The 20,170-nt window shown below is 62.2% G+C and carries 19 protein-coding genes; 10 read left to right on the forward strand and 9 right to left on the reverse strand.

Features of this window, described 5'->3' with window-relative positions:
- Nucleotides 1-454 precede the first annotated feature (454 nt).
- Nucleotides 455-2,506 carry an elongation factor G gene (locus NKI01_RS15880; RefSeq protein WP_352963844.1) on the reverse strand — a complete coding sequence of 684 codons (2,052 nt, stop codon included), beginning with the start codon at nucleotides 2,504-2,506 and terminating at the stop codon, nucleotides 455-457.
- 165 nt (nucleotides 2,507-2,671) lie between these two features.
- A complete protein-coding gene (locus NKI01_RS15885; protein ID WP_023719380.1) occupies nucleotides 2,672-3,538 on the reverse strand; it encodes an alpha/beta fold hydrolase in 867 nt (288 codons plus the stop codon).
- Between the two features lie 144 nt (nucleotides 3,539-3,682).
- On the opposite strand from NKI01_RS15885, the gene NKI01_RS15890 reads away from it, so the two are divergent.
- The gene (locus tag NKI01_RS15890) at nucleotides 3,683-4,276 is read left to right on the forward strand and encodes a methyltransferase family protein (RefSeq protein WP_245278596.1); all 594 of its coding nucleotides are present in this window, start codon (nucleotides 3,683-3,685) and stop codon (nucleotides 4,274-4,276) included.
- Nucleotides 4,277-4,320: 44 nt separating this feature from the next.
- A complete protein-coding gene (locus NKI01_RS15895) occupies nucleotides 4,321-4,716 on the forward strand; it encodes a (R)-mandelonitrile lyase (RefSeq protein WP_023719378.1) in 396 nt (131 codons plus the stop codon).
- A 6-nt stretch (nucleotides 4,717-4,722) separates the two neighbouring features.
- On the opposite strand, the gene NKI01_RS15900 is transcribed toward NKI01_RS15895, so the two are convergent.
- A complete protein-coding gene (locus NKI01_RS15900) occupies nucleotides 4,723-5,925 on the reverse strand; it encodes a pyridoxal phosphate-dependent aminotransferase (protein WP_023719377.1) in 1,203 nt (400 codons plus the stop codon).
- 215 nt (nucleotides 5,926-6,140) lie between these two features.
- On the opposite strand from NKI01_RS15900, the gene NKI01_RS15905 reads away from it, so the two are divergent.
- The 3 genes from NKI01_RS15905 to NKI01_RS15915 all read left to right on the forward strand — a co-directional run bounded on the left by NKI01_RS15905 (nucleotide 6,141) and on the right by NKI01_RS15915 (nucleotide 8,756).
- Nucleotides 6,141-7,034, forward strand: a complete 894-nt coding sequence (locus NKI01_RS15905; RefSeq protein ID WP_352963845.1) for an EAL domain-containing protein — start codon at nucleotides 6,141-6,143, stop codon at nucleotides 7,032-7,034.
- Nucleotides 7,031-7,885 (forward strand): EAL domain-containing protein, encoded by an 855-nt coding sequence (locus NKI01_RS15910; protein WP_352963847.1) that lies wholly within the window; start codon nucleotides 7,031-7,033, stop codon nucleotides 7,883-7,885. Before NKI01_RS15905 ends, NKI01_RS15910 begins: the two co-directional genes overlap by 4 nt.
- A gap of 262 nt (nucleotides 7,886-8,147) precedes the next feature.
- Nucleotides 8,148-8,756 carry a glutathione S-transferase family protein gene (locus NKI01_RS15915; protein WP_352963849.1) on the forward strand — a complete coding sequence of 203 codons (609 nt, stop codon included), beginning with the start codon at nucleotides 8,148-8,150 and terminating at the stop codon, nucleotides 8,754-8,756.
- A 473-nt stretch (nucleotides 8,757-9,229) separates the two neighbouring features.
- Here NKI01_RS15915 and NKI01_RS15920 read toward each other — a convergent pair whose 3' ends face one another.
- Entirely contained in the window at nucleotides 9,230-9,442 is a 213-nt protein-coding gene (locus tag NKI01_RS15920) for a cold-shock protein (RefSeq protein WP_023678332.1), read from the reverse strand.
- A 300-nt stretch (nucleotides 9,443-9,742) separates the two neighbouring features.
- Here NKI01_RS15920 and NKI01_RS15925 point away from each other — a divergent pair, with 300 nt between their 5' ends.
- A complete protein-coding gene (locus NKI01_RS15925) occupies nucleotides 9,743-10,069 on the forward strand; it encodes a hypothetical protein (protein ID WP_352963851.1) in 327 nt (108 codons plus the stop codon).
- Between the two features lie 52 nt (nucleotides 10,070-10,121).
- On the opposite strand, the gene NKI01_RS15930 is transcribed toward NKI01_RS15925, so the two are convergent.
- Nucleotides 10,122-10,691, reverse strand: coding sequence for a methylated-DNA--[protein]-cysteine S-methyltransferase (locus NKI01_RS15930; RefSeq protein WP_352963852.1), 570 nt, complete (start codon nucleotides 10,689-10,691; stop codon nucleotides 10,122-10,124).
- Between the two features lie 162 nt (nucleotides 10,692-10,853).
- On the opposite strand from NKI01_RS15930, the gene NKI01_RS15935 reads away from it, so the two are divergent.
- The 4 genes from NKI01_RS15935 to NKI01_RS15950 all read left to right on the forward strand — a co-directional run bounded on the left by NKI01_RS15935 (nucleotide 10,854) and on the right by NKI01_RS15950 (nucleotide 13,351).
- Nucleotides 10,854-11,675, forward strand: coding sequence for a transglycosylase SLT domain-containing protein (locus NKI01_RS15935; protein WP_352963854.1), 822 nt, complete (start codon nucleotides 10,854-10,856; stop codon nucleotides 11,673-11,675).
- Entirely contained in the window at nucleotides 11,668-12,156 is a 489-nt protein-coding gene (locus tag NKI01_RS15940; RefSeq protein WP_352963855.1) for a GNAT family N-acetyltransferase, read from the forward strand. The genes NKI01_RS15935 and NKI01_RS15940 overlap by 8 nt, the downstream gene beginning before the upstream one ends.
- 346 nt (nucleotides 12,157-12,502) lie before the next feature.
- Nucleotides 12,503-12,886 carry a DUF6152 family protein gene (locus tag NKI01_RS15945; RefSeq protein WP_352963857.1) on the forward strand — a complete coding sequence of 128 codons (384 nt, stop codon included), beginning with the start codon at nucleotides 12,503-12,505 and terminating at the stop codon, nucleotides 12,884-12,886.
- Nucleotides 12,887-13,351 (forward strand): DUF6644 family protein, encoded by a 465-nt coding sequence (locus NKI01_RS15950; protein ID WP_352963858.1) that lies wholly within the window; start codon nucleotides 12,887-12,889, stop codon nucleotides 13,349-13,351.
- A 179-nt stretch (nucleotides 13,352-13,530) separates the two neighbouring features.
- On the opposite strand, the gene NKI01_RS15955 is transcribed toward NKI01_RS15950, so the two are convergent.
- The 4 genes from NKI01_RS15955 to NKI01_RS15970 form a co-directional block, all read right to left on the reverse strand.
- On the reverse strand, nucleotides 13,531-14,013 hold the full coding sequence (locus NKI01_RS15955) for a hypothetical protein (RefSeq protein WP_352963859.1): 483 nt from the start codon (nucleotides 14,011-14,013) through the stop codon (nucleotides 13,531-13,533).
- On the reverse strand, nucleotides 14,010-15,332 hold the full coding sequence (locus NKI01_RS15960) for a DUF3696 domain-containing protein (RefSeq protein WP_352963860.1): 1,323 nt from the start codon (nucleotides 15,330-15,332) through the stop codon (nucleotides 14,010-14,012). Before NKI01_RS15960 ends, NKI01_RS15955 begins: the two co-directional genes overlap by 4 nt.
- A 323-nt stretch (nucleotides 15,333-15,655) precedes the next feature.
- Nucleotides 15,656-19,159: a carbamoyl-phosphate synthase large subunit gene (gene carB, locus NKI01_RS15965; RefSeq protein WP_352963862.1), complete on the reverse strand. Its 3,504-nt coding sequence runs from the start codon at nucleotides 19,157-19,159 to the stop codon at nucleotides 15,656-15,658.
- A gap of 254 nt (nucleotides 19,160-19,413) precedes the next feature.
- Nucleotides 19,414-20,170, reverse strand: a 757-nt coding sequence (locus NKI01_RS15970) for an IS256 family transposase (protein WP_352963863.1), incomplete at its 5' end; no start/stop codon positions are given.

Consider the following 20,170-nt stretch of genomic DNA (forward strand, 5'->3'; position numbering starts at 1 on the left):
ATCATCTCCTGAGCGCGTTCTCCTCCCATTAGCGCTCTCGAGTGTTCCCCTCTGGAGGTTAGCCTTAACAGGCACTTCCAATCAAACTCAGCCGGGTCTTCATTGATCCGGCTTTTTTGTTGCCCGAAACCAACACATCGCCAGAAAATTGGCCGGAACGGTCGCGTAACAGTGACATGTAACCTCGGGTAACATGCCGCGGGCGCGCCAAATCGATTAAGCAGAACATAGGACGCGGTGTGGCTCGTCCGGGGGATGGGGGCATCACTCGGACGACCGGGCTCAGGCAGCTACCGCGTCCGAACCTTCTTCCGCCGCCACGCATCGGCGGCAAGCATGCGGCGGACCTGCCGTTTCGCCTCCCACGAAGACGGTCCGCAACGAAACGGCGCCCGGATGATCCGGGCGCCGGTTCCTTGTGTGCTTCCTTGTGTTCTGGCCGCAAGCTGCCGTTTCAGGCGGCCTTGCCGTTGGCGTTCAGCGCTTCGTCGGCCAGCCGGCCGGTGAGTTCGGCCATGTGGTCGAAGACGGCCCGGTAGCTGGCGACACCCGCAGTGGCCGAGCGCAGCTCGATGATGAGGTCGCCGATCTCGGCCTGCGGCATGGTCGCCTCAACAACGTCCCATCCGGGCCAATCGGGCCGCGCGTCATAGCCGAGGATCTGGCCGCGCCGCTGCGGGATCAGTGCGATGATCTTCGACGTCGCGTCGGACGGCGTGACGATCTCGACCTTCATCACCGGTTCGAGCAGCACCGGCGAGCACGCGGCCATGCCTTCCTTCATCGCCAGCTTCGCCGCCATCTGGAAGGCCATATCGGAGGAATCGACCGCATGGTAGGAGCCGTCGGAAAGGTTGACGGCAACATCGACGACCGGGAAGCCGAGCGGCCCGGATTTCAGGTAATCGCGCACGCCGGTCTCGACCGACTGGATGTAGGTCTTCGGCACGACGCCGCCGGTGATCGTATCGGTGAACTGGAAGCCTGACCCGCGCGGCAGCGGTTTGATCTCGATCACCACGTCGCCGAACTGGCCGTGGCCACCCGATTGTTTCTTGTGGCGGCCCCGCTGCTGCGTCGCTTTGCGGATCGTCTCGCGGTAGGGCACGGCCGGCACATGGCCTTCGACCGGGATCTGGTTCTTGCCTTCCAGCCGCTCGCGCACGACGCGCAGATGCATCTCGCCATGGCCGGACAGCACGGTTTCGGCCGAATCCTGGTTGTGATGCAGGTTGAGCGAGGGATCTTCCTCGGCCAGGCGCTGGATGGCCGCCGACATCTTGACCTCGTCCTTGCGCTCTTTCGGCCGCAGCGCGAAGGCGAAGACCGGTTGCGGCGGCGCCAGCGTGACCAGCGGCTTGATGCCGCCCTTGGTCGAGCTCAGCGTCTGGCCGGTCCTGACGGCGTCGAGCTTGCCGAGCGCGACCGTGTCGCCGGCCTTGGCCGAAGTCAGCTTGATCTGGTCCTTGCCGAGCATCTTGTAGATGCCGGAGACCTTTGCCGTTTCGCCATTGGAAAGGAACAGCTCGGCGGTGTCGGCGACCTGGCCGGACAGGATGCGCGACACCGATAGCTTGCCGCCATGCGCGGTGTGGACGGTCTTCATCACCTGGACCACGGTGGCGTTGCCATCGGGCGCGCCGAGACGCTGGCGCGTCGCCTCGATGTCGGGTGCGTCGTGACGGATTGTCTTCAACAGGCGCAGCACGCCATTGCCCTTCTCGGCGGTGCCGATCAGCACCGGCGTCACTATGCCGTCGCGCAGGTCGGCGGCAAGATCGTCGAAGATGGCATCCTTTGGCGGTTCGATCTCGTCCAGCAATTGCTCCATCAGCCGGTCGTCATGGTCGGCGAGCGTCTCCAGCATGGAAAAGCGCGCCTCGAGCTCGCGCGCCTTGTCGTCGCTCGGGATCTGCGCGACCTCGCTCTCGGCATATTCGCGGTAGATGTAGGCTCGCTCCAGAGCAAGATCGATCGAGCCGATGACGACGCCGTCCTTGCGCAGCGGGATCTGGCGCAGCAGCAGAGGCACCGAGCTTGCAGGCTGGAGCATCTTCAGCGTGTCGCGCACGCCTGCTATCGCCTTGTCGACCTTGTTCAGGAACAGGATGCGCGGCACGCCGAGATCATCGAGCTTGCGCATGATCAGCTGCAGGGCAGGAATCTTCTTCTCGTCGGCTTCGGCGACGACCACGGCGACGTCGCAGGCGGCCAGCACCGGCTCGGCTTCGAAGGAGAATTCGATGGAACCGGGACAATCGACGAAGGTGAACGGCTCGCCCATGAATTCGGTGGTAGCGAAGGTCGCCTCGACGCTCATCGCATGGGCACGCGCCTCGGGCGAATGATCGGAAACGGTATTTCCCGACGAAGCGGGATTCTGGCGGGGAATGGCGCCTGTACGGGCGAGTATGGCTTCGAGAAGTGTCGTCTTACCGCTTGCGAAGGGACCGACTATGGCAATGCATTTCGGTCCCGTGCGTCGTCCTCCGGCGCGAGTACCCATGGCTGACCTCCACTCAGGCGTTTCCCTGTGAGCGGCGGCCGGCCTGTCGGCCGTCGCGGGCGAGGCTTTTTTCAATTTGCCACCTACCCAAAGGGCATCGTCCCACGGGCAGGCCGGGAGGGCAAGGGATTTGAAGTTGAAGGGATTTGAAGTTGACGTTCGGGTTCAGCCGGTGCCGGCTAGGCGCGACGCCAGCGGGGTTGCGTCCACGCGCTGCACTGCCACCGTCTCGGCAAAGCGCGCGAGCAGCGGATTGAACAGGTCCGCACGTTCCCAGAAAGGCGCATGCCCGGCGCCGGGGACGATTTGGCAATGCTCCCACAGCGAGCCGTAGGCGAGCGTCTCAAAATAGCCGAGCCGGACGAACGGATCGTTCTCGCCATTGACTATGGCGACCGGAAATGCGGCTTGCTCGACCACCTGTCGCTGGTCGGCGCCCTTGCCTGTGAGCATGCCGCGCGTCACCGCGGCGCGCAGCCGGCCGTCGGTGCGCAGGATGGTTTTGCGGAAGGACGGGTCGGCGGTGTCGCCGAAGCAGAGCGTTTCGAAGCGCTCGGCATCGCGTTCGGAATACGTCTTTTTGGACGCCAGCAGCATGTCCCAATGCGCATGGAAGCCGCGCAGCATGCCGAAAGGGCCCTTGGATACCGGCGGCGCGCCGGTTAGCATCAGCCCGCCGACGGCGCGGTGGAAACTCGCGAGCTCGATTGCCACGTGCCCGCCAAGCGACCAGCCGAAGACGACGGCGCGGCCGATCCCCAAGGCATCGAGGAGCTGAGCCGCCGACTGGGCAAGGCCGGCGATGGTGTAGTCCGTCGCCGGATCGCGGGCGTCAGACGATTCGCCATGGCCGGGCAGGTCGAAAGCAATCAATCGATGGGCAGCGGCCAACGGGCTGTCGAACTGGCGGGCGAATACGGCGCGCGAACTGCCCGAGCCGTGGATCAGGACAAGCGGGATGCCTGGTCCCGACGACTGGCTGAGGCGCAAATCCGCTTGCGGCGTGCGGATCGTGCGGTGGGAAACGGCCATAGCTGGTTGGACCTTCGGATTGTCTCGAGGTCAACATCGCATGCCGAGGTCACCATGTTGTTTAGAACGGTGGTTAAGAAATGATTTCTCGGTTTCTGCCGAGTATGATGCAGCGAATCCACCACAGCTAACCCCGGGACCCTGATGATGGAATCCACACTCGACCTTCTCCTCTCGATCAGCAGCATCGCCACGCTCGGCCAATATGCCTGGTCGATGCGCGCGCATTTCCAGTCATCGAGCATGTCTCAAGGCGCCATGATCATTTCGGCCGTCGTGGTCGGCACGGCGCTGTTCTTTCTTGCACTGCTGTGGATCGAGCGGCAGCCGGTTGCAGCGAAGATCGTCGGGCTCGCCATCGAACTGGCAAGCTCGGCGCTTTTCTGGTGGGCGATCTCGGTCTCACGCAAGGCGCGGCTGCGTTTCGCGTTCGATCCGGACAATCCCGACAGCCTGGTGACCGAAGGCCCTTATCTCCATGTCCGCCATCCGTTCTACACGTCCTACATCATCTTCTGGATCGGATGGGGCATCGCGACCTGGTCGGTGTGGGCGGTGGTGCCGGTCGCCGGCATCGTTACGATCTATGTGATCGCGGCCTTGGACGAAGAGCGAAAATTTTCGCGGACAAGGCTGGCCGATGCCTACAACGCCTACCGCACGCGCACCGGCCTGTTCTGGCCTCGCCTTGCCCGTAGCCGGGCAGGACATGCAGCCGGCATCGGACGAAAGTGGTAGGGTCTAAGTCCGCACACCGAGGAATCAAATCGAGGATTGCGACGATGAAGATCATTGCCTGCGGCAGCGTGCCGACGATCGTTGCGCCGGAGACATATTTCACCGGCCGGGTTTTGCAGACGCCGATCATCGAGAAAGAGGCGCCGGCGCGGCTCAGGGCCACGCTGGTCAGCTTCGAGCCCGGCGCCCGCACCCACTGGCACACGCATCCGCTCGGCCAGACGCTCTATGTCACGTCCGGTGCCGGCCTCGCGCAAAGCTGGGGCGGGCCGATCCAGGAGATCAGGGCCGGCGACGTCGTCTCCTTTGCGGCCGGCGAAAAGCACTGGCACGGCGCCGCGGCCAAATCGGCGATGACCCACATCGCCATGCAGGAGGCGCTCGACGGCTTGCATGTCGACTGGCTGGAGAAGGTCAGCGACGAGCAGTATGGCGGCTGAAACGTCTCAGGCCAGCGAGGCAGTAAAGCGCTGGATGCGCGTGCAGGCCTCTTCGAGCAGTGTCTCCGATGTGGCGTAGGAGATGCGGAAGTTCGGGCCGAGGCCAAAGGCCGAGCCGAAAACAACCGCCACGCCCTCGGCCTCGAGCAGTTCCGAGCAGAAGGTTTCGTCGCTGTCGATCACCTTGCCGCTCTTGGTCTTCTTGCCGATCAGCTGGGCACAGGAGGGATAGACGTAGAAAGCACCCTCCGGCGACGGGCAGGTGATGCCGCGCGCCTGGTTGAGCATCGAGACGACGAGATCGCGCCGGCCCTGGAAGATCGCCTTGTTCTTCGGGATGAAATCCTGCGGGCCGTTCAGCGCTTCGACCGCCGCCCATTGGGCGATGGTGCAGGCGCCGGAGGTCTGCTGGCCCTGGATCATGTCCATCGCCTTGATCAGCGGCACCGGGCCTGCCGCATAGCCGATGCGCCAGCCGGTCATGGCATAGGCCTTCGACACGCCGTTCATGGTCAGCGTGCGCTCATAAAGCTTAGGCTCGACCTCGGCGATCGTCTTGAAGACGAAGTCGCCATAGGTCAGATGCTCGTACATGTCGTCGGTCAGCACCCAGACATGCGGGTGCTTCAACAGCACGTCGGCCAGGCTCTTGAGCTCCGCTTCGGTATAGGCGGCGCCCGAGGGGTTGGACGGCGAGTTCATCAACAGCCATTTGGTGCGCGGCGTGATCGCCTTCTCCAGCACGGCCGCCGTCAGCTTGAAGCCGTTGTCGATCGAGGTCTCGACAAAGGCCGAGGTGCCGCCGCAGATCGCTACCATTTCGGGATAGCTCACCCAATAGGGCCGCGGGATGATCACCTCGTCGCCGGGGTTCAGTGTCGCCATGAAGGCGTTGAACAGGATCTGCTTGCCGCCGGTGCCGACGATGGTCTGCTCCGTCCGGTAGTCGAGATTGTTCTCACGCTTGAACTTTTTCGCGATTGCTTCGCGCAGCGGCACGATGCCGGAGACCGGCGGATATTTCGTCTCGCCGCGGCGGATCGCCTCGATTGCGGCGTTCTTGATGTTGTCGGGGGTGTCGAAGTCCGGTTCGCCGGCGCCCAGCCCGATCACGTCCCGGCCGGCGTTTTTCAGCTCGCGCGCTTTCTGCGTCACCGCGATGGTCGCGGAAGGCTTTACGCGGGAAAGGGCGTCGGCAAGAAAGGCCATGAGAGATATCTCCAGAAAGCACCGGCGCGGCGAAGGCGCCGCGGCGCCTCTCATGTCGCATCATCTGGTCAAGCGCAAGCCCCGGCGCAAGCCCAGCGCAGGCATTGTCGAATGAGCCAACGCGCAATGCTGGCAACAATAAATTCATCAACGATCGGTAAAAGCTTGAACGGCAGGACCGTGGCCGGTCTGCCAGTCTCGTACAGCGAGGAACCGTGACGCGCAGCATCGAGCTTGCCCATATCATCCGCCATGATGACGGCACCGCCAGCGGTGTCTGGGGGCTCTATACGCTGCAAAGCGCTTTCCAGCCGATCTTCGCCTTCAACAAGGGCAAGCTTTCCGTCGTCGCCTTCGAAGGGCTGATCCGGCCGTTCCGCGACGGCGAGCCGCAGCAGCCGATGAGTTTCTTCAACAGCTGTCCGGCGGTCGACCGCCTGCATATCGAGGCGCTGACACGGACGCTGCACCTTCTGAACGCCGGCGCCTGCCTGCCGCGAGACGCCTCCATCTTCATCAATTTCGATCCGTCGGTGTTCACCGACCGCGGCATCGCCGACAAGGCGCTGCGCGACATGCGGCTGGTGCTGCACGAGGCCGACATCGATCCGCGCCGCGTCGTCTGCGAGGTCACCGAGCAGAAATCGGCGTCGCAGGAAACGCTCTACAATTTCGTCGAGGCGCTCAGGGGCAACGGTTTGCGCATTGCCGTCGACGATTACGGCGCCGACGAATCCGACATCAATCGTATGAAGGAACTCAGACCCGACATCGTCAAGTTCGATGCCGACTGGATCATGACGCTGATGGAATCCGGTGCCGGCTTCGCCTTGCTGACCGCCATGGTGACCAGCTTCGAAGAGCAAGGCATCCGTACGGTATTCGAGGGCATCGAGACGGGCTGGCAGCTCGAGCTTGCCGAAAAGTCGGGCGCCTCGATGGTGCAGGGCTACGTGCTGGCGCGCCCTGAGCTCGCGCCGACCAGCTTCCGCGTCTTCGACACGAGCGGGCAGGCGGCCGCGGTGTCGGCCGATGCGGAGAAGGTGCCTGCGGCGGTTCCGCCATCGCGACGGCCGATGCGGCCCTTTGGCCGCAGGGTGGCATCGTGACCGGGCAAGCCGACATGCGGCGCAAGGTCGGAGAGGCGATCTTTGCCGACGAGGTCGGCATCGAATATGGCGTCTACGGCGCATTCCGGCTGAGGAGCGCCTACCAGCCGGTCTTCGCGTCGCGCGGCAGATTTCTCGCCGCCGTCGCGGTCGAGGGACTGATCGAGCCGCATCGTGCCGGCAGGCCGGTGGCGCCGCAAATGTTCTTCGAAGGCGTGCCGGCAGCGGATCGGCTATTTGTCGAAACCATATGTCGGGTGCTGCATTTGCGCAACTTCCGCAACATCGGCGTCGACGGGCTCGACCTCTTCTTCAACTACAATCCGCTGATCAACGATGACCCCGCACGGGCGCTGGCCGAAATCAGGCTGATGACCAGGCATCTGACGGATTTCGGCCTGCATCCCGGCATGCTGGTCTGCGAGATTACCGAGCAGGCGGCCGGCGACAAGGTGCTTGTCAGCCTGGCGCGCGAGATGCGGCGCGACGGCGTCCGCATCGCCATCGACGATTTCGGCACCGGGCATTCGACCGAAGAAAGGGTAGCGCTGGTGCAGCCCGACATCGTCAAGATCGACGGCACCTGGTTCGCAGAATTCTGCCGCCATGCCGCCGCCGAGCGGTTTTTCCGGCCGCTGGTTTCGACGCTGCACGACCGTGGCGCCAAGGTGCTGGTCGAAGGCGTCGAGAACGCCACGCATCTGCGCGTCGCGCTGGATGGCGGCGTCGACCTGCTGCAGGGCTTTTACCTTGCCCGGCCGGCGCTGGCCGGTACGCTGTTCGACGAGGAGCCTCTGTCGATCGACAGGCTGCTTGGCAGGGATAACAACGTCATCCCCTTGTTCGGCTAGGATATGTCGAGATTCAAGTGATGCCGGCCTGCGAACGGCGGTTTCCTGCGCTTCCGGTGCTCACGTACCCAAAGTACGCTCCCCTCCGGTTCTCGGAACCCACCCTTCTCGGCTCGGCCTGACTTGAATCTCGATATATCCTGAAATGCATCAGCGGCGCTGATGGTTACGCCAAAACAAATCACTGGATGAAGCCGCCGCTGCCGCGATAGAGGCTGGATCAAGCCCTGAGACGGGTGGTTGCGAGCAACGGGGAGCACCGATGATACTCTATGGAATGATCGACAGCGGCAATTGCTACAAGCCGCGCCTGTTGATGGCCAAGCTCGGCATCGCTTTCACCAATGTCGAGGTCAGCTCGCATACCGGCGACACGCGCAAGCCCGACTATGTCGCGAAAAACCCGAACGCCATGGTGCCGCTGCTCGAACTCGACGACGGCCGGTGGCTGGCCGAATCCAATGCCATCCTGCTCTATCTCGCCGAAGGCACGCGATTTCTGCCGGCGGACAGATACGAACGCGCGCTGGCCTACCAGTGGCTGTTCTTCGAGCAATACAGCCACGAGCCTTATATCGCCGTGCGCAGGGCGCTGCTGACCTTCCCTGAAAGAGCCAAGGACGCAACGCCCGAGCGGCTGGCGCTGACGCTGGAGCGCGGCAACAAGGCGCTCGGCGTCATGGACAAGCACCTAGCCGGGAGCAGCTTCTTCGCTGGCAATGCGCTCAGCGTCGCCGACATCGCGCTCTATGCCTATACGCATACCGCCGAGACGGGTGGCTTCCAGCTCGACGCCTATCCGGCGGTGGCCGCCTGGCTGAAAAGGGTCGAGGCCGATCCGGGGCACGTGCCGCTGGAGTGGGTGGGTTGAGTGCAACTCGCCGACTTTGCTGAGCAACGTTGACAATTGGCGAAAGCTTCGGCGAAAGCGTCCTTCTCCCCGTCACTATACGGGGAGAAGATGGCGGCAGCCAGATGAGGGGCGGCGCCAGCCTTTGTCGTGATAATGTCGTGCTTGGCTCTGCGATTAGTAGTTCTGATGCGTCGCGCTGCCCCTCATCGCCCTGCCGGGCACTTCTCCCCGTATAGAGACGGGGAGAAGGAGCTGTATCGCCGGTTTCGCCAATTGTCGGCGTTTAAAATCTAGACAGCAAAAAGGCGGGACAAAATCCCGCCTTCCCATGCTTGGTAGCCTGATCGGGAGCGTTTTGGCCGGGCCGGCAGCAATCTGCTGCTTCGGCTTGTCGGGGTCTTCCGCTCCGGCGCGCTTCTCGCGCGACCGCCAGTACATCCGTGACTTGCCGCGGGCCCGGGGCTATCCCCGGGGGCGCGCCATTCGCAAAATCAGGCTGCCTTGCTCAGAGAGCCAGCGGACGACTTGCCAGTGCGGCGGTCCTGCTCGATCTCGAAGTTGATCTTCTGGCCTTCAACCAGGGTCGACAGTCCAGCACGCTCGACTGCGGAGATGTGAACGAAAACGTCCGCGCCGCCGCTGTCAGGCTGAATGAAGCCGAAACCCTTGGTGGAATTAAACCACTTGACCGTACCTGTTGCCATTTCGATAGTCCTTTACGTTTGCTTTAGTTTGACTGGACCGAAACCCAGCCGGTTTGTATCGAGATTTTGGAGATAGAACGTCAGCAAACGCGAAGATCGCGAGGCCCGGATCGATCGGCCGAAATATCAATGGACCGCATATAATATGCTTTCGCGCAAAAAACAAGACGGGGCGGAAAATGGCGCGGCGGCAACGCTGCCCAACGGCCGCCCCAATCGCGTGAGAGCGTCGTTGTTGCGCGCCTGACCCGGGAGGATCGCGTCGGCTTCGGGCGCGACCGGGTTTTGGGGAGAGGGGCCATGAAAATCGTTCTGCTTGCCGCTTGCCTGACGCTGGTGGCCGCCGAGGCGCAGGCGGGCTCGCGCTACGACCCGACCCGCATGAGCTGCGGCAAGGTGCAGGCGACGATCGCGCGCGAGGGCGCGGTCATCCTGCGTTACAGATCGGCGCGCGTGCCGGGGCTGGCGCTCTACGACCGCTACGTGCGCAGCCAGCAATTCTGCGACATCGGCGAGGTCAGGGCGCGGGCCTCCGTGCCGAGTGCCGATACGAATTCGTGCACCGTCTATACATGCAAGCGGGTGGAATTCGATCGGCGCTTCCGCCGGCGGCTGCTTCCGGATTAGGCTGGTCGAGATGGGTGCGCCGGGTGCCGGCCTCGCCTGAATATCAGCACACCTAAAACCCGAACGACACCTGCGCCGGCGGCGGCGGACCGACGCGTACGCCTTCCATTGCCAGCATCTTTTCCTTGGTGGCCGAGCCGCCGGGGGCGGAAAAGCCGCCGATCTTGCCGCCGGCGGCAAGGATGCGGTGACAGGGGATGACCAGCGGCACCGGGTTGGCGCCGAGTGCGGCGCCGGTTTCGCGCGCCAGCCCGGCATGGCCGGCCCGTTTGGCCAGTTCGCCATAGGTGGTGGTTTCGCCGAAGGCGAGCTTTCGCGCCGCGTCATAGATCGCCAGGCGGAACTCGTCGACGCCGCTGAGATCGACCGGCACGCCGGAGAAATCGACGTCCTTGCCGGCGGCGTAGGCCTTGATCGACGCGATCAGCTCGGCAACCCATTGCGGTTCGGGCTTCGCAGGCTGCTCGGCGGCGGCATGGCGCAGCAGCCGGCGCTCTACCGCGTCGCGGTTGCGCTGCGGCAGGCAGAGCCGGGTCAGTCCGGTATCGCTCCAGGCGATGCCCATGAAGCCGAGCACGGTTTCGAAGACCGCGTGGCCGGCGGTGGCATGAGAGGCGTCCATGGCGTGCTCCTTTCCGGAATCCTTCGAAGTACAAATCCAGAACAATATCGCATTTCGCGACCCGGCTCGCCACCCGAAAACCACCGGCTACCGCGGATTGCCCGAGGAAAGATGCTGGTGTAAGGACTTCTTAACACCCGACGAACCGGACCCGAGCGCCGCTTGCCAGCAAAATTCCTCTTTCCCGTCCTTGCGGCGGTGTTGGCCGTGGCCGCTCTCAGCGGTTGCACCTCGACTTCGCCGGCGACCCCGGCGCCAGCCTTCACCGAAAATACGGCCAATACCGATGCCGGCTTTACGTTGGCGCTGCCCGATACAGTTTCGGTGCTGCCGGAGCCGTCCGGCATCGCCCAGACAGCGGCGCTGCCGATCGAGCCGGCCGCCGCCTTTGCCGGGCCGACGCCGCTGGCGGCAACTACCCCCGCCGTCATGACCGCCAATGCCCAGCCTGTTACCGCGACGGCCGCCGTCGCCATGCCGGTCACCGAACAGACCGCCGCCATGCCCGGCCTTCAGCCGGTTTCCTACACGGTGCCGCAGAACCCGGCCGCTCTGGCCGCGATCGATCCCACTGAAGGCCAGTCGAACGCCCGCGGCCGCAGCGAGATCGAGCGGCTGATCGAGAAATATTCCGCGCTCTACCAGGTGCCGGTCGATCTGGTGCGCAGTGTCGTCAACCGCGAGAGCACCTTCAACCCGAAAGCCTACAATCACGGCCATTGGGGGTTGATGCAGATCAAGCACGCGACGGCGCGCGGCATGGGCTATGACGGGCCGGCAAGCGGCCTGTTCGATGCCGAGACCAATTTGAAATATGCGGTGAAATATCTGCGCGGCGCCTGGCTGGTCTCAGGCGGCAACCCCAAGCGCGCCGACCGGCTCTACCAGAGCGGCTATTATTACGACGCCAAGCGCAAGGGGATGCTGGGCGAAACCGGCCTCGGCAGCGATAGCCTGCGCCGCCGCATGCAGCCCGATGCCTGAGCCGCGCCCGCCGGCGCCAAACGACATCCGCCTGCGCAAGATTTTGGACGACACGCTTCTCGCTGCGCGCTGGCCGGAAGGTTTTTTCATGCGCGGCTTCGAAGCCGCCGATGCGCTTGCTCTTCATGCGCTTTTGACCGCGGTGTTTGACGACGGCGCCGACGGGCCGTTCGACGAATGGTGGCCGCGCATTTCGGCCGACGCGGAATTCGACCCAGCTTTGTGTTTCCTGGTCATCGACGGCAAGGGCCGGCTGGCCGGCGCCGCGCTCTGCTGGACGCGGGCTTTCGTCAAGGACCTTGCCGTCCACCCCGAGGCACGCGGCAAGGGCGTCGCCGAGGCGCTGATGTGGCACGCCTTCGCCGAGTTTCGCGCGCGGGGCGCCGAACATGTCGATCTCAAGACCAACACGGTCGAGAACGCCGCCGCCGTCAGGCTCTATCAGCGGCTGGGGATGGTCGAGGTGGATTGGGCGGGGTGAGAGGTCGGGGCAAGCGCCTCGGTAAGTGCGGCGATGCTCAGCAGAGGCTGCGACACTCGAAGGTAACGGCATGGATCCTAGGGTCTCCGCGACGTCGCTTCGCTCCTGCTCCGCCCTAGGATGACGAAGGTACAGTGCATAAGGCCAATCGCGGACGTTGGAGATTGGCTGGAAACCTCCCCTCGCTTCGTCATCCTAGGGCGGAGCGAACGCGAAGCGGAGCGCAGACCCTAGGATACATGCCGTTGCTATGGCCGTAGAGCGCAGCGACCCAAAAGGCCCTCATGTGATTTGACGCTGCCGCGCGCTGACCTACCCTCTAATGCCGGAACCGAGGAGACGAGCGATGCAGTCACCTTTCAACCGGAGCGTCGCGCTGGCCGCGGCGGTGATCCTTGCCGCCAAAACCGCAGCCTATGCCCATCACGGCTGGTCGTGGACCCAGGAGGGGTTTTTCGAACTCAAAGGCACGATCACGGCCATCTATATCGGCAACCCGCACGCCACGCTGGACGTCGACGCGAAGGGAGAGGCCTGGCGGGTGGAGATGGCGCCGCCGTCCCGCACGATCGCCGCCGGTTTCACGGAGGAGGTCGCCAAGGTCGGCGACGAGGTGACCGCGATCGGCCACCGCTCGCGCGACGAGAGCGAAAAGCGCATGAAAGCAGTCCGCATCATCGTCGGCGGCAAGACTTACGACGTCTATCCCGACCGCGTGCCGCCGGCCTGAATGGACGGGCTCCTCGCCGGCATCGAGCAACTCGCTTTGGTGCGGGGACTGAAGTCCTCCTTCGTCGCCTACCCCATCGTCAATGCGCTGCACATCATGTCGATCGGCGCGTTGCTGACCAGCGTCTGGCTCATGGACCTCAGGATCCTGGGCGCCTTCCGCTCGCTGCCGCAGGCGGCGTTCGTGGCGCTGCTGCGCCGCACCGCATTGGCCGCCTTCGGCGGCGCGCTTGTCACGGGCTCGCTGCTGTTTTCGGTCAGGGCGAGCGAATATGCGGCGATGCCGATTTTTCTCGCCAAGATGACCCTGATCCTTCTCGCCGGCGCCAACTTCCTCGTCTTCATGCGCCGCGCAAAAGGCGGTGACGAGCCGGCCGGTGGGACCATGACCGTGCTGGCGGGGCTTTCGCTGGTGTTGTGGACGTCCGTGCTGTTTGCGGGGCGGTTCATTGGGTTTCTCGACTAGGGCGACTGAGCGCACTGGATTTGCCAAGGCGGACAGATAAGCTCCCTGCAATTCCAGGGAAGCTTGCCATGAAGAAAGAAGTTATCGAGGTGCCGGTGATGTCGGCCAGGTCCGGGCGCTCGGCCTACCGTGCTCGACGGCGGTCAGATCGATGTTAATAGACGAAAATGAGGATTATGCTATTTCGGCTTCGTCCATTTAGTTTTGTCAGTCCCGCAGATGAAGTGGATTTTTACGCCACACTTCTCAAGACCTTCCTTGTGCTCCAACCAATCCGAATCCACCGCGTTGGCGACTGGCGCGCCGCTTTTTTTGCTAAGAGCAGCAAATTTTCTGTCACTTAGATCGAAGGTCCTTAACGCTTTTGATGAAGGAAAGTCATCGTAGCTACCGTCCTTTGCTTTTGTGATTTCTATTCTTTCTACTCGTTTAACTGCAGTTGTCAAAAACGCTTGGATAAATCTATTTCCCACCCCGGGTTGCCCGATGCTTAAATGCCTTGAATACTCTTGCTCAACTTCTCCTCCAACATCCAATATGAGGTGACCTTTTGCCATAAGGTTTTCTAAGAAGTCTATGGAAAAAAGCCTACACTCTGCGGAGGCATTTGTATCCCGCCCGTTTGCAACTATGGGAACATTAGTGTCCACCACATATCTCATTTAGATTCAGCCCGCATTCGCTTTAGCCGGGCCTTTTCGGCCGCCAGCGTTTCGCCGAACGCGTCGCCCATAAAATTCTGTGGCCAGTTTTCAATTTGGCCGTACAAGTCGATCTTCAATGGGTGTAGGCTTGAGTTCCCATCAATTACATCACAGAAATATAAGCTGATATCGTTATTACTCAATTCCCCTTCAGCCATTCTTCTTTGAAGTCTAAGAAGCAGATGCTCGGAATGACTTTCAAAAATTATCTGTATACGCCTGTTTTGCGAAACGCTGATTATCAAATCAGCTAAATTTGCCTGCGCAATCGGGTGAAGGTGTATTTCCGGCTGCTCAAGTATTACTGTTGATCCTTCTGGAACAAAATAGAGCAGTGTTATTATCGGCAAAACCTGAGAAATTCCGAACCCAACATCCGTCAGTAAAACACTGGGTCCGCCCTTCCTAACTTCGACGCGAGCTTGCCAATAATTTGAGCCTTTCGCCAGCTCGATGACGTCAAAACTTTCTATTAAGCCCAACTCAGATAGCCAATGAGCCACCATCTCTTGAAAGCTCTTGAGGCGCGCCTTTGGTTTCAAATTCCTTGTTTCATTGCTGATGGTTGCAGCAAGGATAGCATCTATTGTTTTGTCTCCGCGTGTACCAACGTCTCTCGGCCGCGATCTTGCCCACACGTATTCCCTCTTCGGATATTCGCGGAGGGGGCCAAGATAATAAATATTGTCAATTTGAGTTTCGTAAATTGATTCCAGGTCAGAGAGAAACGAAGCGTTTTGAAAATATGTTCGCGCTTGATCGGGAAATGCATATCCCTTGACCGGTCCCGGGATTTGCCAAGCTCTACCTGGCGTGCGGATGAACCGAAAGCTTCCGCCGGTAGCCTTCAGATCGAACGCGTTGGAATCTGACCGCTTAGCTGTAAGCGAGAATGCCTGATTGTCTCCTACTTGATAGGCTAGGCGGCGCCCAACAATGCCGGAGGCGCTAAGTCCAACGCTACCCTGTAGCTCTATTTCATTTGACTTAACAAAAGCTTGGGTCCGTTTGGCGGATGGATCTACAAGCGCTATTGGGTCAGATGTTGAAAAAGAAAGACTCCATTTTATGTCGAGCTCTTCGTTGTGGTTGTAAACTACGTCCCCGTATCCACCAAGATTTGTGTAGAGCCCGTTCAACTCTAGTGATAAGTTCCTGTCTGTTGCTTCTTTTGTCTGCTTTAATAGCAACAAGAACTGAAGTATGCTAGATTTGCCGGATGAATTAGTTCCAAATAAGCCAGTTATCCTTCCAAATTTTATATCTGCTTTTTCCACGTCTTAAAATTTTCAAAATGTATAGACTCGAGCATTGCGAGTAATCCTATAAAAATCTAGCAGGGCCGCCGAACATCGGAGATGTTTGGCTCATTCTGAGACGACTCCTAGTTGGACATACTGTTGTTCGATTGGACCGAGATTGTCCAGTTGACTGCGGAAAAAAGACCTTTGCTTAGGTCGCCACTCAAACCCGCCTGGTGAGAAAAGGCAGGATGAACCCGCAAGCGGTGAACGGATCTAGGGTGTGGCGTCGGCGGGACAGCACCCCCCCTCTGGCCTGCCGGCCATCTCCCCCACAAGGAGGGAGATTGGCTAGTCGCCTAGGTAAAATACTCCTGCAGCGGCCTGACCTCGAGGCTCCCCGCCTTCAGTGCCGCGATCGCCTCGGCCACCGCGGCCGCCCCCGACAGAGTCGTGTAATACGGCACTTTCTGCATCAGCGTCGCCCGGCGCAGCGACTTCGAGTCCGACACCGCCTTCTGGCCGTCCGTGGTGTTGAACACGATCTGCACCTGGCGGTTGCGGATGGCGTCTTCGATGTGCGGGCGGCCTTCCAGCACCTTGTTTATCTTCTCGGCGGCGACGCCGTTCTCGGCGAGGAAGCGGGCGGTGCCGGAGGTGGCGAGCACCTTGAAACCCTGGCCGGCAAGGCGCTTGACTGCCGGCAATATGCCCTTCTTGTCCTCGTCGCGCACCGAGACGAACAGCGTGCCGGAACGCGGCAGGTCGACGCCGGCGCCGAGCTGGCTCTTGGCGAAGGCCAGCGCGAAGTCGCGGTCGAGGCCCATGACCTCGCCGGTCGAGCGCATTTCCGGGCCGAGCAATATGTCGACGCCGGGAAAGCGGGCAAAGGGGAATACCGCTTCCTTGACGGCGATGTGGCCGGGATTGCGTGGGTCGGGCATGGCGCCGTAATGGGCGAAGGCGTCTTCCAGGCTTTCGCCGGCCATAATGCGGGCGGCAATTTTGGCGATCGGCCGCCCGATGGTCTTGGCGACGAACGGCACGGTGCGCGACGCCCGCGGGTTGACCTCCAGCACATAGACGGTGCCGTCCTTGATCGCATATTGCACGTTCATCAGCCCGCCGACATTGAGCGCGCGGGCAAGGGCTGCCGTCTGGCGCTCGAGTTCGTCGACGAGCTCCGAGGGCAGCGAGTGCACCGGCAGCGAGCAGGCACTGTCGCCGGAATGGATGCCGGCCTCCTCGATGTGCTCCAATATGCCGGAGACATAGGTCGCCTTGCCGTCGCAGAGGCAATCGACATCGACCTCGATGGCGCCTGAGAGATAGGTGTCGAACAGAAGCGGGTTCTTGCCGAGCAGCGTGTTGATCTGGCCGGTCTTGTCGTTGGGGTATTTCTGCTTGATGTCCTCCGGCACCAGGCCGGGCACGGTGTCGAGCAGGTAGGATTGCAGCATGCTCTCGTCGTGGATGATCTGCATGGCGCGGCCACCCAGCACATAGGACGGGCGCACCACCAGCGGGAAGCCGAGCTCGCCGGCGACGAGACGGGCCTGCTCGACCGAATAGGCGATGCCATTCTTCGGCTGGCTGAGGCCGAGCTTGTGCAACAGCTTCTGGAAGCGGTCGCGGTCCTCGGCCAGATCGATCATGTCGGGCGAGGTGCCGAGGATCGGGATGCCGGCCTTCTCCAGCGCATCCGCCAGCTTCAGCGGCGTCTGGCCGCCGAACTGGACGATGACGCCGACCAGCTCGCCCGACGCCTGCTCGGCGCGCAGGATCTCCAGCACGTCCTCCGGCGTCAGCGGCTCGAAATAGAGCCGGTCCGAGGTGTCGTAGTCGGTCGAGACGGTCTCGGGATTGCAGTTGATCATGATCGCCTCGAAGCCGGCATCGCGCAGCGCAAACGCGGCATGGCAGCAGCAATAGTCGAACTCGATGCCCTGGCCGATACGGTTGGGGCCGCCGCCGAGGATAACGACCTTTTTGCGCGACGAGACCTGCGCCTCGTTGGCGAGCGCGCCGGCAAAGGGCACTTCGTAGGTCGAGTACATGTAGGCGGTGGGCGAGGCGAACTCGGCGGCGCAAGTGTCGATGCGCTTGTAAACCGGATGAACGTCGAGCTTGTCGCGAATCTTCTGGATTTCTTCGACGTCTTTCCTGACCAGCGACGCGAGGCGGGCGTCGGAGAAACCCATCGCCTTCAGCATGCGCAGATTGGCGGCGTCCTGCGGGATGCCGTGCTCGCGGATGCGAGCTTCCATGTCGAGGATGCCGGCGATCTGTTCGAGGAACCACGGGTCGATCTTGCACATTGCGTGCACGTCTTCCAGCGAGGTGCCCATGCGGATCGCCTGCGCCACCATGCGCAGCCGGTCGGGCGTTGGCGTGCCCAGAGCGGCGCGGATAGCGTTGCGGTCATCGACATGGCTGGCCGGCGCGTTCCCGTGGCCGATGCCCGGGATCTCGATCTCGTCCAGACCGGTCAGCCCGGTTTCCAGCCCGCGCAAAGCCTTTTGCAGCGATTCCTGGAAAGTGCGGCCGATGGCCATGACCTCGCCGACCGACTTCATCGAGGTGGTCAGCACCGGCTCGGCGCCGGGGAATTTCTCGAAGGCAAAGCGCGGAATCTTGGTCACGACATAGTCGATGCTCGGCTCGAACGAGGCCGGCGTGGCGCCGCCAGTGATGTCGTTCTCGAGCTCATCCAGCGTGTAGCCGACGGCGAGCTTGGCGGCGATCTTGGCGATCGGAAAACCGGTCGCCTTGGAGGCAAGTGCGGACGAGCGCGAGACGCGCGGGTTCATCTCGATGACTACCAGGCGGCCGTCGGCCGGGTTGACGGCGAACTGGACGTTGGAGCCGCCGGTCTCGACGCCGATCTCGCGCAGCACCGCGATCGAGGCGTTGCGCATCATCTGGTATTCCTTATCGGTCAGCGTCAGCGCCGGGGCGACGGTGATCGAGTCTCCCGTATGCACGCCCATCGGGTCGATGTTCTCGATCGAGCAGATGATGATGCAGTTGTCGGCCTTGTCGCGGACAACCTCCATCTCATACTCCTTCCAGCCGAGCACGCTCTCCTCGATCAGCACTTCGGTGGTCGGCGAGGCGTCGAGGCCGGACTGGACGATCTCGTAGAATTCGGCGCGGTTGTAGGCGATGCCGCCGCCGGTGCCGCCCATGGTGAAGGACGGGCGAATGATGGCGGGCAGGCCGACATGGTCGAGCGCTTGTGCTGCAATCGCCATGCCGTGGCTGATGTAGCGCTGCTTGCGGTCGCCTTCGCCGAGGTTCCAGCTGGTCTCCAGCGCGTCGAGCGCGGCGTCGAGGTTTTCGGGCTTCTCGGCCTTCAGCGCGGCGCGCTCGGCCTCGTGCGTCTTGCGGTCGGCGTTCTTGACGTCGGTGGCGTTGGCCAGCATCGACTTCGGCGTTTCCAGGCCGATCTTGTTCATCGCCTCGCGAAACAAAGCGCGGTCCTCGGCCTTGTCGATGGCCGTGGCGTCGGCGCCGATCATCTCGACCTGATAGCGGTCGAGCACGCCCATGCGGCGCAGCGACAAAGCGGTGTTGAGCGCGGTCTGGCCGCCCATGGTCGGCAGCAGCGCGTCGGGCCGCTCCTTGGCGATGATCTTGGCCACCACTTCGGGCGTGATCGGCTCGATATAGGTGGCATCGGCCAGTTCCGGGTCGGTCATGATGGTGGCCGGGTTGGAATTGACCAGGATGACGCGAAAGCCCTCTTCCTTCAGCGCCTTGCAGGCCTGGGTGCCGGAATAGTCGAACTCGCAGGCCTGGCCGATGACGATGGGGCCGGCCCCGATGATCAGGATCGACTTGATGTCGGTGCGTCTTGGCATGTCGAGGGTCCGTTCGGCGGGCGGCTTGCACAAAAAGCCGGACGGGATGACCCGGCCGGTTGTGCTCGCGATTCTGGTATCAGGCTAGGAGGGCCTTATAGGGAAGAGTTTTGCCGGATGTAACCCCCTAAAATGCGAGTAGGGGAGTAGGGCAGTAGGGCAGTAGGGGAGTAGGGGAGTAGGGGAGTAGGGGAGTAGGCAGAGGTTCGAGCGCCCTGGAACTGTCAGGAATTCTGTGCGCGAGGCCGGTTTCGTCATTGGCTGACGAACCTTTCGCCGAAGACGACGGCGAACTGGGTCTTGGCCTCGAACCATTCGCGCGGCGGTCGTTTCCATTCCTCGGCCGCGTGGTTCAGCACCAAATATAGCAGCTTCATGGCCGCATCGTCACTGGGGAAGTGTCCCCGGGTGCGGACGGCGCGGCGCAGCTTGGAGTTCAGCGCCTCTATGGCGTTCGTGGTGTAGATGATCCGCCGCACGCTTTCGGGATAGGCAAAGAATGGGACGACGTGCTGCCAATTGCGCCGCCAGCTTTGGGTGATCGCCGGATACCGCTGCCCCCAGTAGCTGGCTTCGAAGTCCTCAAGAGCCTTCATGCCGGCTTCGGCGTCCTTGGCCCGGTAGATCGCGCGCAGCGCCGGCACGACGGACTTGCGGTCCTTCCAGGACACGAACTCCAGGGAATGACGGATCAGGTGCACGATGCAGGTCTGGACGACAGTCTGGGGAAAGACGGCGTTGATCGCCTCGGGGAAGCCCTTGAGGCCGTCGACGACGGCGATCAGGACGTCGGCGACGCCACGGCTCTTCAACTCGTTCATGACGCGCAGCCAGAACTTGGCGCCCTCGGTCTGCTCGATCCAGATGCCGAGAATCTCCTTCGTGCCGTCCGGCAGGATGCCGAGCGCGATGTAGACGGCCTTGTTCCTGACGAAGCCCTCGTCCCTGATCTTGACCCGTATGGCATCGAAGAAGACGAGCGGATATACCGCGTCCAGCGGCCGGTTCTGC

Origin of the sequence: Mesorhizobium sp. M0815 (assembly GCF_040319995.1) — a bacterium.
GTDB lineage: Bacteria > Pseudomonadota > Alphaproteobacteria > Rhizobiales > Rhizobiaceae > Mesorhizobium.

Coding starts and splice junctions, on each gene's coding strand:
- NKI01_RS15880 (WP_352963844.1), bottom strand. CDS start 2,506: ATGGGTACTCGCGCCGGAGGACGACGCACGGGACCGAAATGCATTGCC.
- NKI01_RS15885 (WP_023719380.1), bottom strand. CDS start 3,538: ATGGCCGTTTCCCACCGCACGATCCGCACGCCGCAAGCGGATTTGCGC.
- NKI01_RS15890 (WP_245278596.1), top strand. CDS start 3,683: ATGATGGAATCCACACTCGACCTTCTCCTCTCGATCAGCAGCATCGCC.
- NKI01_RS15895 (WP_023719378.1), top strand. CDS start 4,321: ATGAAGATCATTGCCTGCGGCAGCGTGCCGACGATCGTTGCGCCGGAG.
- NKI01_RS15900 (WP_023719377.1), bottom strand. CDS start 5,925: ATGGCCTTTCTTGCCGACGCCCTTTCCCGCGTAAAGCCTTCCGCGACC.
- NKI01_RS15915 (WP_352963849.1), top strand. CDS start 8,148: ATGATACTCTATGGAATGATCGACAGCGGCAATTGCTACAAGCCGCGC.
- NKI01_RS15920 (WP_023678332.1), bottom strand. CDS start 9,442: ATGGCAACAGGTACGGTCAAGTGGTTTAATTCCACCAAGGGTTTCGGC.
- NKI01_RS15925 (WP_352963851.1), top strand. CDS start 9,743: ATGAAAATCGTTCTGCTTGCCGCTTGCCTGACGCTGGTGGCCGCCGAG.
- NKI01_RS15930 (WP_352963852.1), bottom strand. CDS start 10,691: ATGGACGCCTCTCATGCCACCGCCGGCCACGCGGTCTTCGAAACCGTG.
- NKI01_RS15940 (WP_352963855.1), top strand. CDS start 11,668: ATGCCTGAGCCGCGCCCGCCGGCGCCAAACGACATCCGCCTGCGCAAG.
- NKI01_RS15945 (WP_352963857.1), top strand. CDS start 12,503: ATGCAGTCACCTTTCAACCGGAGCGTCGCGCTGGCCGCGGCGGTGATC.
- NKI01_RS15950 (WP_352963858.1), top strand. CDS start 12,887: ATGGACGGGCTCCTCGCCGGCATCGAGCAACTCGCTTTGGTGCGGGGA.
- NKI01_RS15955 (WP_352963859.1), bottom strand. CDS start 14,013: ATGAGATATGTGGTGGACACTAATGTTCCCATAGTTGCAAACGGGCGG.
- carB (WP_352963862.1), bottom strand. CDS start 19,159: ATGCCAAGACGCACCGACATCAAGTCGATCCTGATCATCGGGGCCGGC.